The 16,537-nt window shown below is 71.2% G+C and carries 12 protein-coding genes; 7 read left to right on the forward strand and 5 right to left on the reverse strand.

Features of this window, described 5'->3' with window-relative positions:
- The 3 genes from VED21_RS35935 to VED21_RS35945 all read left to right on the forward strand — a co-directional run.
- A partial coding sequence (locus VED21_RS35935) for a calcium-binding protein (RefSeq protein WP_324890803.1) occupies window positions 1–713 on the forward strand: 713 nt, incomplete at its 5' end.
- A gap of 97 nt (window positions 714–810) precedes the next feature.
- On the forward strand, window positions 811–1,677 hold the full coding sequence (locus VED21_RS35940) for an FkbM family methyltransferase (protein WP_324890805.1): 867 nt from the start codon (window positions 811–813) through the stop codon (window positions 1,675–1,677).
- Window positions 1,678–1,943: 266 nt separating this feature from the next.
- Window positions 1,944–6,638, forward strand: coding sequence for a hypothetical protein (locus VED21_RS35945; protein WP_324890807.1), 4,695 nt, complete (start codon window positions 1,944–1,946; stop codon window positions 6,636–6,638).
- Between the two features lie 51 nt (window positions 6,639–6,689).
- Here the strand turns inward: VED21_RS35945 and VED21_RS35950 are convergent, their stop codons facing one another.
- Entirely contained in the window at window positions 6,690–8,132 is a 1,443-nt protein-coding gene (locus tag VED21_RS35950) for an NAD-dependent succinate-semialdehyde dehydrogenase (RefSeq protein WP_324890809.1), read from the reverse strand.
- A gap of 27 nt (window positions 8,133–8,159) precedes the next feature.
- Window positions 8,160–8,963, reverse strand: a complete 804-nt coding sequence (locus tag VED21_RS35955) for an N-acyl homoserine lactonase family protein (RefSeq protein WP_324890811.1) — start codon at window positions 8,961–8,963, stop codon at window positions 8,160–8,162.
- A gap of 173 nt (window positions 8,964–9,136) precedes the next feature.
- Between VED21_RS35955 and VED21_RS35960 the strand changes: the two genes are divergently transcribed.
- The 3 genes from VED21_RS35960 (at window position 9,137) to VED21_RS35970 (ending at window position 12,109) form a co-directional block, all read left to right on the forward strand.
- The gene (locus VED21_RS35960; RefSeq protein WP_324890813.1) at window positions 9,137–10,348 is read left to right on the forward strand and encodes an ABC transporter substrate-binding protein; all 1,212 of its coding nucleotides are present in this window, start codon (window positions 9,137–9,139) and stop codon (window positions 10,346–10,348) included.
- A 7-nt stretch (window positions 10,349–10,355) separates the two neighbouring features.
- Window positions 10,356–11,273, forward strand: coding sequence for an NAD(P)-dependent oxidoreductase (locus VED21_RS35965; RefSeq protein WP_324890815.1), 918 nt, complete (start codon window positions 10,356–10,358; stop codon window positions 11,271–11,273).
- A gap of 95 nt (window positions 11,274–11,368) precedes the next feature.
- Window positions 11,369–12,109 carry an IclR family transcriptional regulator gene (locus VED21_RS35970; RefSeq protein ID WP_324890817.1) on the forward strand — a complete coding sequence of 247 codons (741 nt, stop codon included), beginning with the start codon at window positions 11,369–11,371 and terminating at the stop codon, window positions 12,107–12,109.
- 12 nt (window positions 12,110–12,121) lie between these two features.
- On the opposite strand, the gene VED21_RS35975 is transcribed toward VED21_RS35970, so the two are convergent.
- A complete protein-coding gene (locus tag VED21_RS35975) occupies window positions 12,122–12,898 on the reverse strand; it encodes an enoyl-CoA hydratase-related protein (RefSeq protein ID WP_324890819.1) in 777 nt (258 codons plus the stop codon).
- Between the two features lie 92 nt (window positions 12,899–12,990).
- Between VED21_RS35975 and VED21_RS35980 the strand changes: the two genes are divergently transcribed.
- On the forward strand, window positions 12,991–13,854 hold the full coding sequence (locus VED21_RS35980) for a LysR family transcriptional regulator (RefSeq protein ID WP_324890821.1): 864 nt from the start codon (window positions 12,991–12,993) through the stop codon (window positions 13,852–13,854).
- Window positions 13,855–13,860: 6 nt separating this feature from the next.
- Here the strand turns inward: VED21_RS35980 and VED21_RS35985 are convergent, their stop codons facing one another.
- Window positions 13,861–15,546 (reverse strand): ABC transporter ATP-binding protein, encoded by a 1,686-nt coding sequence (locus VED21_RS35985; RefSeq protein WP_324890823.1) that lies wholly within the window; start codon window positions 15,544–15,546, stop codon window positions 13,861–13,863.
- Window positions 15,547–15,587: 41 nt separating this feature from the next.
- Window positions 15,588–16,537, reverse strand: a 950-nt coding sequence (locus VED21_RS35990) for an iron chelate uptake ABC transporter family permease subunit (RefSeq protein ID WP_324890824.1), incomplete at its 5' end; no start/stop codon positions are given.

Genomic DNA, 16,537 nt, shown 5'->3' on the forward strand with positions numbered 1-16,537 from the left:
GCGCCGACCAGTGGATGGTGCTGGGTGCGGACGACGACACGCTGCACGGCGGCGGCGGCAACGACTTCGTGGGATCCGAAGGCGGCGACGACGTGCTGTACGGCGACACCGGGCTGGACACGGTGACCGGCGGCATCGGCAACGACGCGCTGTACGGCAACCAGCAGGACGACGTTGTCTACGGCAACCAGGGCCTGGACACGCTGTTCGGCGGCCAGGATGCCGACACCGTGTTCGGCGGGCAGGACGGCGACGTGCTGTACGGCAACCGCGCCAGTGACGTGCTGTACGGGCAGTTGGGCAGCGACACGCTGTTCGGCGGCCAGGACAACGACGTGCTGTTCGGCGGCCAGGGCGACGACGTGCTGGCCGGCAACCTCGGCTCCGACACGCTGACCGGCGGCCTTGGCGCGGACATCTTCCGCGTCGGCGCGCCGCAGGAAGGCGGCGACGTGATTGCCGACTTCACCTTGGGCGAGGACAGGATCGCCGTGGTGGGGCCGAACTTCGGGGCGATCCCGGCGGGTAACCTGTCGGCGAGCCACTTCGCCTTGGACAACCCGACCACGGCGGGCGCTCAGTTCGTGTTCAACACGCGCAACGGCGTGCTGTCGTTCGACGCCGACGGCTCGGGTGTCGGGGCGGCGGTGGCCATCGCCACGCTCAACGTCCGCACGCTCAGCCACACCGACATCCTGGTGTTGCCGGGCTGATCGGCGCCGGGGGTGCCGATGCGCTCCCGATGCCCATTGAAACGCCGGGCGGCACCAGCCCGTTATGGACGATGCCGCCCTCCGTTCGAGCCTCACCATGCCCGCCGCCAAACCCGCCGGTATCACCGCCTTGCCTGGCTCGCCGCTCGTGGCGGTGCCCAGCCGGCACGGGACCTTCCTGTGCAGCGGGCAGGACATGATCGGCCGCATGCTCACCCTCTACGGCGAGTGGGCCGAGCAGGAGGTCCGGATGCTCTCTCGGATCCTGCGGCCGGGGGATGTCGCCGTCGACGTCGGCGCCCACATCGGCACCGTCAGCCTGGCGATGGCGCGCGCCGTCGGCGACCGCGGCTGCGTGCTGGCCTTCGAGGCGCAGCGCATGGTGCACAACGTGCTGTGCGCCAACATCGCCATCAACGGCCTGCTCAACGTCCACGCCTTCAACGCCATCGTCGCCGACCGCGACGGCGGCGCCCGGCTGAACGAACAGCGACCGGCGGACTGGCGCAATTCAGGAAGTTTCGCCATCCCCGCCGTCGCCAGCTCCCCGGCGTCGCCGCGCAACACGCCGAAGGTCCGGCTGGATTCCGTCCTGGCCACGCTCGACCGCTGCCGCGTCGTCAAGATGGACATCGAGGGTGCCGAGCCCCTCGCCCTCGACGGCTTCGGCGCGGTGATCGGGCGGCTGCGCCCGGCCCTCTACATCGAGGCGAACCGCGAGGACCGCTTCCTGGCCGTGAAGGAGCGGCTGGACCGGCTGGGCTACCGCGCGTGGTGGCACTGCGAGCCGCACTTCAACCCGGCCAATTTCCGGGGCGAGACCCGGAACATCTACGGCCCCACGACCGACATCAACCTGCTCGCCCTGCCGGCGGACGCGATGGTGCCGGAGGGCCTGCGGGAAGCCCGCGACTTTGCCGACGTGGCGCACCTGGCTCCACCCGCGACCGGCACGCCGGGCTGAAACGGCGCTTCCAACAGTTGTATCGCCGACAAGAAGCGCCCGGCCGTTACTGTCGGCGCGCAAGTTGTCACAGCTATCGTTACATTGCGTTGCCTTTGTATGCTTGACCCACTGGTCAGCAGTATACGACCTTTGGTGTAATTCCAGGCAAACGCATGGCCGGCGCTCCCGCGCGAACATGGGCCGGCGTCTGCCTGGAGATACAACCAATAATCATTGGTTGCCCCCATCTGAACCACCTTCCATCGATTCGAGAACCCACCGCCATGGCCCAACTGACGCTGACCGGAGCGAACGCCAACACGCTGACCGGCGTGAACGTTCAAGGCAATACGACGGCCACCACCGGAGACGACACCATCTCCACGACCGCCGCCTACCTCGCCGGGTCGACGATCAATGCGGGCAACGGATTCGGCGACAAGCTGGTACTCACCGGCGGTGGTACCTTCGACCTGTCGGCCGCCGCGGTCCTGGCCGGCATCGACCAGACCTTCCTGGACAGCCCCGGCGTCATCATCGGCACCGGCATCGGGGATTACTTTTCCGGCTCGGCCGGCGACGACACGCTCTCCGGCGGCGGTGGCGACGACGGCATCCTGGGCATGGACGGCCACGACGTGCTGTGGGGCAACGCCGGCCCCGACACGCTGGAGGGCGGCGACGGCAACGACACCCTGTCGGGCGGCGCGGACGAAGACGAGCTGCGCGGCGGCAACGGCGACGACGTGATCGTCATTTCCGGCAGCAGCGAGTTCAGCCAGTACGAGTACGTCATCGACGGCGGCGCCGGGACCGACACCATCCGCGTCCTTTCGCCCAGCGGCGCGTACGACTTCTCCAATGCCGAGGGCATCGAGCGTATCGAGTACGGCAACGCCGACGCGGGCGCCGACTGGGCCGTCACGGGCACCGGTGGGAACGACGTGATCGCCGGCAGCGGCGGCAACGAGACGATGGCCGGCGGCAACGGCAACGACACGCTCTCCGGCCTCGGCGGCGACGACAGCCTCTATGGCGGCGTCGGCGAGGACGTCCTGCATGGCGGTGCCGGCAAGGACACGCTGCTGGGCGGTGACGGCAACGACGTCATCGTTATCGACACCAACACCGACTTCACGTCGGACGAATCGATCAACGGCGGCAACGGCTACGACGTCATCCGCCTGATGGCGCCCAGCGGCACGATCAACCTCAACAACGTCGCGAATGTCGAGCGCATCGAATACGGCGGCTCCTCGGACGCCGATTGGGGCGTGACCGCCGGCATCGGCCACGACCTGATCGTCGGCGGCGGCGGCCGGGAAACCATGATGGGCGGCATCGGCAACGACACGCTGTCGGGTGCCGGCGGCCATGACGTGCTGACGGGCGACGGCGGCGAGGACAGCCTGCTGGGCGGTGCCGGCAACGACACGCTGGACGGCGGCGACGGCAACGACACCCTGTCGGGCGGCGACGGCAACGACGTGTACCTGTTCGACGCGTCCAACACCGGCTCCGCCCTCGTCGCCGACCTGGCGCTGGGCGACGTCATCCGCGTGAACAACGCCGACTTCAGCAGCGGCACCATCACCGACGGCGACGGCGGCGAAGTCGCCGCCCACTCCGTGCAGGTCTTCCAATCGGGCGGCGTCACGCGGCTGTTCATCGACACCGACGGCGCCCTCGGTCCCGACGTGACCGTCAGGCTGGCAGGGGCCTTCTCGGCCGCCGACTTCGCCCTGTCGGGCGGCGACATCGCCCTGCGGGCGCCGCTGTTCACCACCGGCACCGACACGTACACCGACACCGGCGGCAACGCGCTGACCGCCTCCGCCACGACCAGCACCATCAACACGGGCGACAACGTCGACGCCGGCGACGGCACCGACACGCTGAACGCTACGCTGGCCAACGGCCAGACCACCGGGGCCGCGACGCTGGCGGGCTGGGAGAACCTCAACCTCACGGTCGCCAGCGGCAACACTGCCACCTTCAACGCGCAGAACGTCTCGTCCTCTACCCTCAAGCCGGTGGGGGCGGGCACGCACGTCATCACCAACGCCTCGGTGAACGTCGACGCCTCCGGCCTCACCGGCGCCGGCACGCTGGACGCCACATTCACCGGCGGCAACGTGGCGGCGACCGGCGGCGGCAGCGACGACGTCTTCGCCTTCGGCACCTCGCTGAACGCTAACGACACCATCAGCGGCGGCAACGGCAACGACACCCTCACCGCCACCCTGAGCAACCTGTCCGGCAGCGCCGGCACCCTGCGCCTGGCCGACGTCGAGGTGCTGGACCTGACCAGCAGCGGCTCGGCCAACCAGATCTCGCTGGCCAGCGCCACCGGCCTCAACACGGTCAAGGTCGCCGGCAGCGCCCTGTTGTACCTTTCCGGCGTCGGCGGCAGCGTCACCACCATTGACTCCGGCACCGCCACGGGCGCCCAGTCCATCACGCTGTCCGGCGCCGCCAACGTGCGGCTCAAGGGCGGGGCGGGCAACGACACGTTCGACCTCGGCACCACGCTGACCAGCGCCGACACGATCAGCGGCGGGGCGGGCGACGACACCGTCTCCGCCTTTGTGACCGGCCTGAGCGAGTCCTCCGGCAGCCTGCAGCTGAACGGCGTCGAGACGCTGGAACTGACCGGCTACGACGCGGCCAGCACCATCATGCTGACCAACGCCAACGGCCTGACCACGCTGAACCTGGCCGGCAGCAGCAACCTGGCGGTGTCCGACATCATCAGCACGGTGACGCGGATCGACGGCAGCAACGCCATGGGCGCGCTCAACCTCAACCTGGGTGAGGCCGCCGACGTGCTGGTCATGGGCGGGGCCGGCAACGACATCTTCAAGTTCTACGGCACGCTGACCAACGCCGACACCATCAGCGGCGGCGCCGGCAACGATACGGTGAACGCCTCCGCCTCCGGCCTCAACGCCACCACCGGCGCCTTCACCCTCTCCGGCGTCGAGGCCCTGTGGCTGAACGGCGAGAGCGGGCCCAGCGTGGTCGACCTGTCCAACGCCACCGGCCTCACCGACGTGCGCATCCGCGGCGGCATGCAGGCCACGGTCGGCGGCTTCGCCGCGAGCGTGGCGCGCATCGACGGCTCCGACGCGCGGGGCGCGCTGACCATCAATTACGCGCAGACCGCCAACGTCACCATCTCCGGCGGTGAGGGAAGCGACGCGATCACCGGCGGGGCGGGCGCCGACGTCATCGGCGGCTTCATCGGCAACGACACGCTGTACGGCGGCGGCGGCGCCGACACGCTGTCGGGCGGGGCCGGCAACGACGTGCTGTACGGTGGTGCCGGCAGCGACGTGTTCGGCTACGCGGCGGCCGACGGCACGGCGGTGGACAGCATCGGCGACTTCGCCATCGGCGACGTCATCCGCGTCAACGGCGCGACGCTCAGCGGCGGCATCGGCACCACGCTGGCCGCGCACGGCGTCAAGGTCAGCACGGTGTCCAACGTCACCCGGCTCGACATCGACCTGGACGGCAACAGCGCCGCGGCGGAACTGACCATCAACCTGGCCGGCGTCTTCTCGACGTCGAACCTCCGGATCTCCGGCAACGAGATCAGCGCCTTCACCCCGGCTCCCCCCAGCACGGGGGGCGACGGTGGCGGTGGCGGCTCCGGCACGCCGAACACGACGACGCAGACGGTGGACGGCGTCACCGTGCAGCAGACGACGCAGACCGCCAGCGACGGCACCCGCACGGACATGCTGGTGGTGCCCGTCGTCACCGCCGGCCGCACGGAGCAGAACGCCGCCACCCCCAACGCCGACATTCCGCTGGCCCGCGACACCGCCGGCCAGGCGGTGCTGGAGGCGCACGTCCCGGTCGGCGTCGGCCTGACGGTGGAAAGCACCACCTCCACCGCCCAGGGCGTGCAGGGCCTGATCCGCGCCATCCAGAACCGCACGCAGAACCAGCCAGGCGACCAATCGGCGATGACCGGCATCGGCCAGAGCTTCCTCGACGTGCTGCCGCCCACCACCAACCTGACGGTGCGCACCATCGTGCCGACCGTCGCCAATCCGGCGGCCCCGCCGGCCCAGCCGATCGTCATCTCCGGCACCCCTTCGGCCGGCGGCACGGGCGCGCAGCAGCAGGCGGTGGTGATCGACGCCTCCAGCCTGCCCAGCGGCACCGTCATCCAGCTGCAGAACGTTGAGTTCGCCGCCGTGGTCGGCGCCGTGCGGGTGACCGGCGGCGAGGGCTCGCAGGTGGTCGCCGGCGACAGTGCCGATCAGTGGATGGTGCTGGGGGCCGACGACGACACGCTGCGCGGCGGCGGCGGCAACGACTTCGTCGGCTCGGAAGGCGGCGACGACGTGCTGTACGGCGACACTGGGCTGGACACGGTGACCGGCGGCATCGGCAACGACGTGCTGTACGGCAACCAGCAGGACGACGTTGTCTACGGCAACCAGGGCCTGGACACCCTGTTCGGCGGCCAGGATGCCGACACCCTGTTCGGAGGCCAGGACGGCGACGTTCTCTACGGCAACCGCGCCAGTGACGTGCTTTACGGACAGCTGGGCAGCGACACGCTGTTCGGTGGGCAGGACAACGACGTGCTGTTCGGCGGCCAGGGCAACGACGTGCTGGCCGGCAACCTGGGCGCCGACACGCTGACCGGCGGCCTGGGCGCGGACATCTTCCGCATCGGGGCGCCGCAGGAGGGCGGCGACGTGATCGCCGACTTCACCTTGGGCGAGGACAGGATCGCCGTGGCCGGCCCGAACTTCGGGTCCATCCCGGCGGGGGCCTTGTCGGCCGGCCACTTCGCCTTGGACAACCCGACCACGGCGGGCGCCCAGTTCGTGTTCAACACGCGCAGCGGCGTGCTGTCGTTCGACGCCGACGGCTCGGGTGTCGGGGCGGCGGTGGCCATCGCCACGCTCAACGTCCGCACACTGAGCCACACCGACATCCTGGTGCTGGGCAACTGACGCGCGCCGGCCGGGTGGTGGACACGCCGCCCGGCCGGCTCCCCGCCGCCGTCAGGCCCGCGGGACCGGCGTGCGGTGCGACACGCACTTCACGACGGTGTATTCCGTCAGCCCCTCGGTGCCGCCTTCGCGGCCATAGCCGCTGTCCTTCACGCCGCCGAACGGCGTTTCGGCGATCGAAGCGACGAAGTGGTTGATCGACAGGTTGCCGCACGCCACCTCGTCCGACAGCGCCGCGACGTTCGCCGCCGATTCCGTGAAGGCGTAGGCGGCGAGGCCGAAGGGCAGGGCGTTCGCCTTGGCGATCGCCTCCTCCAGGCTGCGCACGCGCTGGATCAGCATCAGCGGGCCGAACGGCTCCTCGTTCATGGCGCGGGCGTCGTCCGGCATGTCGGCCAGCACGGTCAGCGGGAAGTAATAGCCCTTCGTGCCGATGCGCTCGCCGCCCGCCACCAGCCGGGCGCCGCGCGCCAGGGCATCGGCGACCAGCGATTCCATGGCGGCCAGCCGGCGCGGGTTGGCGAGCGGCCCCAACTCCGTCGCCTCGTCCCGCCCGTCGCCGACGCGCAGGGCCGCGGCGCGCGCCCCGGCCGCGGCGACGAAGCGATCGTAGATCCGGTCGTGCACGAAGAAGCGGGTCGGCGCCACGCAGACCTGACCGGCGTTGCGCGTCTTGGACAGGACCGAGGCGACGGCCGTTGCCTCCGGGTCCACGTCGTCGCAGACGATCACCGGCCCGTGCCCGCCCAGTTCCATGATCGCCGGCTTCATGTGCCGGCCGGCCAGCTCGGCCAGATGCTTGCCCACCGGCACCGAGCCGGTGAAGGTGACGAGGCGCACCGCCGGCTGGGCGATCAGGAAGGAGGAGATTTCCGCCGGGTCGCCGAACACCAGGTTCAGCACGCCGGGCGGGAGGCCCGCGTCGACGAACGCCTGGGCGAGCTGCACCGCGCCCGCCGGCGTCTCCTCCGACGCCTTGAGGATGATGGAGCAGCCGGCCGACAAGGCACCCGCCACCTTGCGCGCGGGTGAACTGACCGGGAAGTTCCAGGGCGAGAAGGCCGCCACCACGCCGATCGGCTCGCGCAGGACGGTGTGCCGCATGCCGGGTTCGGCCGGGATGACGCGGCCGTAGAGGCGACGTCCCTCGTTGGCGTCCCATTCGATGATGTCGCAGGCGCGCAGCACTTCCAGGCGCGACTGGCCGATCGGCTTGCCCTGTTCCAGCGTCATCGCCAGGGCGGCGTCGTCGACCCGTTCGCGCAGCAGGGCGGCGGCGCGCAGGATGATGCGCGCCCGCTCGGCCGGCGCCGTCCGGCGCCAGACCTTCAGGCCGGCCTCCGCCGCCGCCAGCGCGTCGGCGAGGTCGGCCGGGCCGGCGTGCGGCAGCAGGCCCAGCGTGCTCTCGTCCGCCGGGTTGACGACCGGTTGCCCGGCGCGTCCCGGCCGCCATGAACCGCCGATCAGGAGGCGCAGCTCAGGATAGGAACTCATGGTTCGCAAACCTTTTCGATGGTGGGTTCAGCCCGCCGTGGGCTCCAGGTGCAGGCAGGCGATGTCCTCCGGTCCCGCCGGGTGGCGCGGATAGCGTTCCAGCACCAGCGGGTCGTGGCCGGGCACGATGTGGTCGGGGGAGTCGGCCAGTTCGCCGAGCCGTCGGTGCCCCTCCAGCATGGCGGCGACGTCGTGCACCAGCGGGAAGGGGTTGCCGTCCAGGTTGCCGTAATAGTGCGCGGCGTCGGCGGCCAGCACCACCCAGCCGCGTCCGGTGTGCACCCGCACCACCTGCAGCCCGGCGGTGTGCCCGCCGATCCGGTGCAGCGTGATGCCCGGCGCCAGCTCCGCATCGCCGTCGTGGAAGCGCACGCGGCCGGCGTGGACCTTGCGCACCATCGCCACCACGTCCTCGACCTCGAAGGCGTGGCGCAGGGCGCCGTGGCACATGCAGCGGCCGGTGGCGTAGGCCATCTCGGCGTCCTGAAGGTGGAAGGTGGCCGCGCCGAAGCGGTCGAGGCTGCCGGCGTGGTCGTAGTGCAGGTGCGTGATCACCACGTCGGGCACCGCCGCCGCGTCGACGCCGAGGCGTGCCAGCATGTCCACCGGGTGGCGGATCAGCCTGCGCCCGCGCTTATCCGCGACCGCCTCGCCGAACCCGGTGTCGACCACCACCACGCGTCCGCCGCCGACGATCGCCCACAGGAAGAAGTCGAGCGGCATGGGGCCGTCATGGTCGTCGAGCGCGGCGCGCATCAGGAAGTTGTCGGCGACCCGCCGGTCCATCGAGCCGTAGCGCAAGGCGAACACCTCGTAGTCGGGCACCCGCATGGTCCTCCCCCCTCTCATTGTTGTGGCCCGGGTGATCGTACCGGAGGCGTGCCCCGCAGGCGGGCTGCACATGGACCTTGCCAGAGCCCCCGATCGAGCTTAGAACGGACCTTATAAAGAGAACAATCGTTCTGTCAAACAGAACGTTGGCGAACGGTACAAGGGAGGAACACGTGAAAAGAAGCTGCATCGCCCTCTCCGCCATCCTTCTGGCGGCACTCGCCCCGACGGCGCCGGCCCTGGCCGGCAGCGGCGCCATCAGGATCGGCGTGCTGAACGACCAGTCCGGCGTGTTCGCCGACAACGGCGGCCTGGGCTCGGTCATCGCCGCGCGGCTGGCGGCGGAGGATTTCGGCAACAAGGTGCTGGGCAAGCCGATCGAGGTGATCGCGGCCGACCACCAGAACAAGGCGGACATCGCCTCGGCCACCGCCCGGCGCTGGATCGAGAACGAGGGGGTGGACGTCATCGCCGACGGTGCTGCGTCGTCGGCCGGCTTCGCCATCCAGGAGGTCATCCGCGGCAACGGGCGCATCTTCATCGTGTCCGGCCCCGGATCGTCGGATTTCACCGGCAAGTTCTGTGCGCCGACCAGCTTCCACTTCAACTACGACACCTACGCGCTGTCGAAGATCACCGGCAAGGCGGTGACGGAATCGGGCGGCAAGGACTGGTTCTTCATCGGCGCCGACTATGCTTTCGGCCACGCGCTGGCGCGCGACACCACCAAGTCGATCGAGCGCAGCGGCGGCCGGGTCCTAGGGTCGGTCTTCCATCCGCTGGGCACCAACGACTTCTCCTCCTACCTGCTGCAGGCCCAGGCGTCGAAGGCCAAGGTCGTCGGGCTGGCGACATCGGGCGCCGACGTGCAGACGGCGATCAAGCAGGCCGCCGAGTTCGGCATCGTCGAGAGCGGCCAGTCGCTGGCCGGCCTGCTGGTCTTCATCACCGACGTCCATGCGCTGGGCCTGAAGGCGGCGCAGGGGCTGCAGATCACCACCTCCTTCTACTGGGACCAGACGGAGGAGACGCGCGCCTGGGCCAAGCGTTTCATGGCGGCCAGCGGCGGCAAGGCGCCGACCATGGTGCAGGCCGGCGTCTACAGCGGCGTGCGGCACTACCTGGAGGCGGTCAAGGCAGCCGGCACCGACGACCCGAAGGTCGTGGCGGCCAGGATGCACGAGACGCCGGTCAACGACATGTACAACAAGAACGTCGCCATCCGCCCGGACGGCCGCGTCCTGCACGACATGCATCTGGCCAAGGTGAAGGCGCCGCAGCACTCCAAGTACCCCTACGACTACTACGACATCGTCTCGACGACGCCCGGCGCGGAGGCCTTCCGCCCCCTGTCGGAGAGCGAATGCCCGCTGGTGAGGAAGTGACGAAGCGATGAGCGCCGCGATGGACCTCAAGGACGATGCCCAGGCCGCCGGAACCGTTGGATTCGTCGGCCTGGGCGTGATGGGCGAGCCGATGTGCCGAAACCTGGCGCGCAGGAGCGGGCGCGGCGTGCTCGCCTTCGACCGGGCGGCGGAGCCGCTGGCGCGCTTGCGCGACCATGGCGTGCAGGCCGCCGCGGACATCGGCGAACTGGCGGAGCGTTGCTCCGTCATCCTCCTGTGCCTGCCCTCGGGCAATCACGTGGCGGAGGTGTGCCGGGGGGCGGACGGGCTGCTGGCGCGGCTGGGGGCGGGGCGGACGGTCGTCGACCTCGGCACCTCGCCGGTGGCGCTCACCCGCGAACTGGCGGCGGCGTTCGGCGAGCGGGGCGTGCGCTACGCCGACGCCCCCATCGCCCGGACGCGGCAGGCGGCGGAGGAAGGGACGCTGAGCATCACCGTCGGCTCCGACCCGGCGACGTTCGAGGCGATCCGCCCGCTGCTGGCCTGCCTGGGCAGCGACATCACCCATTGCGGGCCGGTCGGCAGCGGGCAGATCGTCAAGATCCTCAACAACATGGTGCTGATCGAGACGGTGGTCGCCCTGTCGGAGGCGCTGGCCGTGGGCCGCCGCGCAGGCCTGGACGGCGCCGTGTTGTTCGACGCGCTGTCCAAGGGGTCGGCCGACAGCTTCGCCCTGCGCAACCACGGCATGAAGGCGGTGCTGCCCGGCGTGTTCCCGGAAAAGGCGTTCTCCACCGCCTACGCGCCCAAGGACCTCGGCTACGCGCTGGCGCTGGGCGACGACGCCGGATTGCCCATGGAGGGGGCGCGGCTGGCCGAACGGCTCTTGAAGCGGGCGGCGGAGGACGGTTATGAACAGCACTACTGGCCGGTGGTGAGCCGGGTCATCGATTCCACCGGCTGACACCGGCGGCGCTTGGTGGCTTCCATTGAGCGCCGAGCGGGGCGGAAACGGTGGAGAGCGGGATCGTGGCGGCTTCGGAGTCTGGGCCTTCGGATTTGGGGCCTTCGGAAACAGGGCAGGGCGCGTCCCAGGGCGTCGCCGCGGTCGACCGCGCGCTGTCGATCGTGGCGGCGCTGGAGGCGCACCCGGAACCCCGCACCCTGGCCCAGCTGTCGCAGGCGACCGGCCTGTACAAGAGCACGATCCTGCGCCTCCTTGGCTCGCTGGAGCAGGCCGGCTACGTCGTGCGGCTGCGCGACAGCCGCTACAGCCTGGGGCCCATGGCCTTCCGCCTGGGGCTGGCGTACGAGCGGGCCAATCCGCTGCGCGAACACGTGCTGCCCATCCTGCGCGACCTCGTGGCGGCGGGGACGGAAAGCGCCTCCTTCCACGTGCGGCAGGACGCGGAGACGCGCCTCTGCCTGTTCCGCGTCGATTCCAACCATTCGACGCTGGACCGGGTGCAGGCCGGCGACGTGCTGCCCCTTCGCCGGGGGGCGGCGGGGCGCGTCCTGCTGGCCTTTGACGGCGAGCCGGGCGCCGCGGCGGAGGAACTGCGGCAGCGCTTCGTCGCCGTGTCGATTGGCGAGCGCGACCCCAGCTGCGCCGGCATCGCGGTGCCGGTCTTTGGGCCCGGTGGCACGCTGAAGGGTGCCCTGTCGCTGTCGGGCCCCGGCGACCGCTTCACCGACGCGGCGATCACCCGCATGCGCGCGCAGCTTCTGGACGCGGCGCGGACCCTCACCGCCGCGCTCGGCGGACGCTACCCGGCCGTTCCGGACCGCGGGAACGCCTGAGCGTCGTCCGTATCAGTGGTCCGCGAAGGCGGGTGGGCGCCTGTCGCGGAACGCCGCCATACCTTCGCGGGCGTCGTCGAGCGTCAGGCTGCGGTGGAACAGCGCGCGTTCGAGCCGCAGGCCGTCGCGCAAGGGGGTCTCGAACGCGTCGCGCACGGCCTGCTTGATCATTGCCAGAACCGGCCGCGACAGGCCGGCGATCCGGTCGGCGACGGTGCGCGCCTCCGTCCGCAGGTTCTCCGCCGCGACGACGCGGGAGACGAGGCCGGCGCGTTCCGCCTCGGCCGCGTCCATCAGCCGGCCGGTGAGCAGCAGGTCCATCGCCTTGTGCTTGCCCAGCGCGCGCGGCAGCCGCTGGGTGCCGCCCGCGCCCGGCATGGTGCCCACCGTGGCCTCGGGGTGGCCGAACACGGCATCGTTCGCGGCGATTACGACGTCGCACATCTCCACCAGTTCGCAGCCGCCGCCCAGCGCGTGGCCGTGCACCGCCGCCACGACCGGTTTGCCGACGGCGGCCAGCGCGTCGCAGCAGCCCGAGAACGCCGTGCGCACCGCGTCGGCGGCCGTCATGTCCAGCATCGCCTTGATGTCGGCGCCCGCGCAGAAGTGGCGCCCGGCGCCCGACAGCAAGACCACGCGCACCGCGTCGTCCCGGTCCAGGGTGCGGAACGCCGCGGTCAGCGCGTCGATGAGGTCGGGCGAGAGGGCGTTCAGCGCGTCCGGCCGGTTCATGGTCACATGGGCGACGCCGTTGGCGTGGATGTCGACCGTTGCAAGGCTCTGATCCATGGCGGGCTCCTCCGTCTGTCTGGGGGAGACGCTAGCAGCCGGATCATGATAAGAAAAATCGATTGATGCTATCCGGTTCATAGAAGGCTTCTATGAAGATCCAGCACCTGCGCTACTTCACCGCCGTCGTGGACCATGGCGGCGTGATCCGCGCGGCGGAGCGGCTGCACGTGACCCAGCCGTCGGTGTCGGCCGGGCTGAAGGCCCTGGAGGAGGACCTGGGCTGCGCGCTGTTCGAGCGTGCCGGGGCGCGGCTGCGCCTGACCCCGGCCGGCGTGCGCTTCCACCGCCGCGCCGTCGAGATCCTGCGGCAGTGCGACCTGGCGAAGGCGGAGGCGCTGGGCACCGGCGACCTGCCGGCGCTGCGCTTGGGCGTGCTGGGCACCCTGCCGGAGCGCATGCTCGCGGCCCTCGCCTCAGCCCTCGCCACGCAGCCGGGGCGCGCGGCGGTGAGCTACCGCATCGGTGCCGCCGACCGGATCGCGGCGTGGCTGAAGCAGGGCCGCGTCGACGCGGCGTTGACGGTGCACGACGGGGAACCCCTGGCCGGGCACGCACGGGTGCTGCTGCGCGAGCCCTTCGTCTGCCTCACCGCGCCGGCGCACCGCTTCGCCGCCGCCGGCGCGGTCCGCATGGAGGATCTTGTCGGCGAGCCCTTCGTCGTCCGCGCGCAGTGCGAGGGGCAGCGCGCCGCGCGGGCGCGCCTGCGGGCGGAGCGGATCGCCATGACCGTGGCCGCCGTGGCCGACAGCGACGGCGCCGCATTGGCCCTGGTCCGGGCGGGCGTCGGCGTCACGCTGGCGCCCCGGTCGTTGCAGGGCGACGGCGTGCGTGCGGTGGAGGTCGCCGATCTGGACCTGGAACGCGCCATCGCGCTCCACTGGCGGCCCGTGGTCCCGGCCGCCTGGATCGACGCGATCGCGGCGGCCGTCGCCCCGTCCGGGCCGGACCCGTGAGGGCACCTACGCGCCGCCGTCGCGGGCGATCAGCTCCTCGTGCATGACCGGCGTCAGGTGGCCCCGCTCGCCGACCACGAGGACCCGGTCGGCGTTGCGGATGGTGGCCAGGCGGTGGGCGATCACCAGCGTGGTGCGGCCCTTGGCCAGTTCCTGCAGGCTCTGCTGGATCTCGCGCTCGGTCTGCGTGTCCAGCGCCGAGGTGGCTTCGTCCAGGATGAGGATCGGCGGGTTCTTCAGGAACATGCGCGCGATGGTCAGCCGCTGCTTCTGCCCGCCCGACAGCTTGACGCCGCGCTCCCCGATGATGGTGTCCAGGCCGTCGGGCAGCTGGTCGACCAGCGTGTCCAGGCGGGCGCGCCGCGCCGCCTCCATGATCTCGGTGTCCGTGGCGTCCAGGCGGCCGTAGGCGATGTTCTCGCGGATGGTGCCGCCGAACAGGAACACGTCCTGCTGCACGATGCCGATCTGCCGGCGCAGCGAGGCCAGCGTCATGGCGCGGACGTCGATGCCGTCGATGGTGATGGCGCCGCCCTGCACGTCGTAGAAGCGCGGCAGCAGCGAGCAGATCGTCGTCTTGCCGGCCCCCGACGGGCCGACGAAGGCCACCGTGCTGCCGGCCTCGATCGTCAGGTCCACGTCCTCCAGCACCGGCCGGCCGTCGCCGTAGGCGAAGGTGACGCCCTCGTAGCGGATGTCGCCCTTGAGCGGCGGGGCGGGGACGGCACTGGGGGTGTCCTTGACGTCGGGCTCGGTGTCCATCAGCTCGGTGTAGCGGCGGAAGCCGGCGATGCCGCGGGGATACGTCTCGATGACCGCGTTGATCTTCTCGATCGGCCGGAAGAAGACGTTGACCAGCAGCAGGAAGGCGAAGAACCCGCCGTGGCTCAGCTCCCCCGCCAGCACGTAGTGCGCGCCGGTCAGCATGACGACGATCAGGATGAGCCGCATGCTCATGTAGCTGAGCGTCGTGGAGGCCGCCATGATGCGGTAGGCGTCCAGCTTGGTGCGGCGGTAGCGGTCGTTGTCGCGGGCGAACAGGGCGCGTTCGTGCTCCTCGTTGGTGAAGGCCTGCACCACGCGCATGCCGCCGACGTTCTCCTCGATCCGCACGTTGAAGTCGCCGACGCGGGAATAGAGCGCCTGCCAGTTCTGCGTCATCCGCCCGCCGTAGCGGCTGGTCAGGAAGGCGACGATCGGCACGACCACGGCGGTGATCAGCGCCAGCGGCGCGTGCACCGCCAGCATCAGCGCGAAGGCGCCGACGAAGGTCATCACCGCGATCAGCAGGTCCTCCGGCCCGTGGTGGGCGACCTCGCCGATCTCCTCCAGGTCGCGGGTGACGCGGGCCACGAGGTGCCCGGTCTTGTTGTTGTCGTAGAAGCGGAAGGAGAGCTTTTGCAGATGGTCGAAGCTCTTGCGCCGCATCTCCGTCTCGATGTTGACGCCCAGCTTGTGACCCCAGTAGACGACCACCGCCATCAGTCCACCGTTGGCGGCGTAGACCGCCAGCAGCACGGCCGACGCCAGCACGATCAGCGGCCAGTCCTGGGTGGGCAGCAGCTGGTCGACGAAGGAGCGCACGGCCATGGGGAAGCCCAGCTCCAGCAGGCCGGACAGCACGGCGCAGCAGACGTCCAGGGCCAGCAGGCCCTTGTAGGGGCGGTAATAGGCGAAGAAGCGGCGGAGCATGCTTTCCTTCCCGATGGTGGCGGGTGGCTGATCGGAATTCGTCAGGTGCGGCCGTCGCGGCCGAGCAGCCAGACCAGGTACGGCCCGGCGAGAAGCGAGGCGAACAGGCCCAGCGGTAGCTGGTAGGGAAAGGCGGCGGTGCGGGCCAGCCAGTCGGAGGCGACCATCAGCCCGGCGCCGATCAGCACCGCCCCCGCCCCGTGCGCCAGCGGCCGGCCGAGGCCGAGCAGGCGCGCCAGATGCGGCGCCACCAGCCCGACGAAGCTGAGCGGCCCCACGGACAGCGACGCCACGGCGGTGAGCAGCCCGGCCAGCACCACCAGCACCGCGCGGCAGCGCCGCACCGGCAGGCCGAGGGCTTGGGCGGTCACGTCGCCCAGCGGCAGGATCTCCAGCCAGCGCGCCATCCACGGCAGCGGGGCCAGCAGCGCCACCGCCGCGGCGGCGCACAGCCACGCCTCCGCCGGCGTCGCCTCGTTGGTGGAGCCGCTGAGCCAGCGCAGCAGGTCGAAGGCCTGCGGCGAGCCGGTGGCGATGACGGCGGTCAGCACGGCGCTGCACAGCGCCCCCATGGCGATGCCGGCCAGCAGCAGCCGCTCCGGCCCGAAACCGGCGCGGCGCGACAGCGCCAGCATGCCGCCCAGCACCAGCGTGGCGCCCAGCGCCGAGGCCGCGACCTGCACGCCCAGGCCGGGTGCCGTGAACGCGAACAGCGCCGCCGCCAGCCCGACGCCGGCCCCGCTGCCCACGCCCAGCATCTCAGGCCCCGCCAGCGGGTTGGCGGTGACGCGCTGCAGCACCATGCCGGCCGCCGCCAGCATCGCCCCGGCCGCCGCCGCGACGGCGACGCGCGGCCCGCGCCAGTCCAGCAGGTCGGCGAAGAGCGCGCCGGTGGACACGGTCCACCCCCGCGGCCCCACCCCCACCGACAGCGCCAGGGCGATGGCGGCCAGCGCCGCCAGGGCGAGAACCGCGATCAGCCGGGCCGGCC

It is taken from the genome of Azospirillum sp. (assembly GCF_035627195.1).
Taxonomy (GTDB): Bacteria; Pseudomonadota; Alphaproteobacteria; order Azospirillales; family Azospirillaceae; genus Azospirillum.

Bases quoted from the DNA above. Each gene is read 5' to 3' on its own strand.
- VED21_RS35940 (WP_324890805.1), top strand. From the start codon at position 811: ATGCCCGCCGCCAAACCCGCCGGTATCACCGCCTTGCCTGGCTCGCCG.
- VED21_RS35945 (WP_324890807.1), top strand. From the start codon at position 1,944: ATGGCCCAACTGACGCTGACCGGAGCGAACGCCAACACGCTGACCGGC.
- VED21_RS35950 (WP_324890809.1), bottom strand. From the start codon at position 8,132: ATGAGTTCCTATCCTGAGCTGCGCCTCCTGATCGGCGGTTCATGGCGG.
- VED21_RS35955 (WP_324890811.1), bottom strand. From the start codon at position 8,963: ATGCGGGTGCCCGACTACGAGGTGTTCGCCTTGCGCTACGGCTCGATG.
- VED21_RS35965 (WP_324890815.1), top strand. From the start codon at position 10,356: ATGAGCGCCGCGATGGACCTCAAGGACGATGCCCAGGCCGCCGGAACC.
- VED21_RS35975 (WP_324890819.1), bottom strand. From the start codon at position 12,898: ATGGATCAGAGCCTTGCAACGGTCGACATCCACGCCAACGGCGTCGCC.
- VED21_RS35980 (WP_324890821.1), top strand. From the start codon at position 12,991: ATGAAGATCCAGCACCTGCGCTACTTCACCGCCGTCGTGGACCATGGC.
- VED21_RS35985 (WP_324890823.1), bottom strand. From the start codon at position 15,546: ATGCTCCGCCGCTTCTTCGCCTATTACCGCCCCTACAAGGGCCTGCTG.